General features: G+C 61.3%; 1 pseudogene. It reads right to left on the bottom strand.

Annotation, left to right across the window (positions count from 1 at the left end):
• Positions 1-248 precede the first annotated feature (248 nt).
• Positions 249-874 (bottom strand): annotated as a pseudogene (locus tag EOC06_RS10175) (glutamine synthetase family protein); the annotation flags it as partial.

The following is an 874-nucleotide window of genomic DNA, read 5'->3' on the forward strand; positions in this document are numbered from 1 at the left end:
TCTCTTGCGCCGCCTTGGCACGCTCGACCGCGGCATTGATCGCCTGGTCGGTCGCGATCGGCCGCTCGGCATAGATCGAGCCGTCGATGGGGGATATGAGTTTGACCGTCTCGGTCATTTTGTAAGTCCTCGTATTCTACATCATAAATCGTATGGGCTGGCGCTGCCCCTCATCCGCCTGCCGGCACCCCTCTCCCCGTTCTTCACGGGAGAGGGTAAGGGTGAGAGGCGGCGCGAACGGTCGACAACTAATACCGTTCGAATCCTCTGTGCAGTTCCCAATCCGTAATGCGGCGGTCGTATTCGAGCTGCTCCCACTTTGCGGTGTGGACATAGTGTTCGAGCACATCCTCGCCGAGCGCCTGCTTGAGCATCTTCGACTTCGCAAGCGTCTCGGTGGCATCGCGCAGCGTCTTTGGGATCTCCGGCAGGCGCGATGCCTGATAGGCATCGCCGACGAACGGCTTCTGCAATTCCAGCTTCTCGTCGATGCCGGCAAGGCCGGCGGCGATCAGCGCAGCAAACGCAAGATACGGGTTCAGATCGGCGCCGCCGATGCGGCATTCCATGCGGATGCCCTTGGTGCCCTCGCCGCACAGGCGGAAGCCGGCGGTGCGGTTATCCTCGCTCCACATGATCTTGGTCGGCGCGAAGGTGCCGGCCTGGAAGCGCTTGTAGGAGTTGATGTAGGGCGCCAGGAACCAGGTGAATTCCTTGGCGTATTTGAGCTGGCCGGCGGCCCATTGCTGGCCAAGCGTCGACAGCGTCCAGTCGGCCGCCTTGTCGAAGAACAGCGGCGTCTTGCCATCGGCGCTCCACAGCGAATTGTGGATGTGGCTGGAATTGCCGGCGAGCCCGTAATTGTATTTGGACA

The organism is Mesorhizobium sp. M7A.F.Ca.MR.362.00.0.0 (assembly GCF_004023175.1).
Taxonomy (GTDB): Bacteria; Pseudomonadota; Alphaproteobacteria; order Rhizobiales; family Rhizobiaceae; genus Mesorhizobium.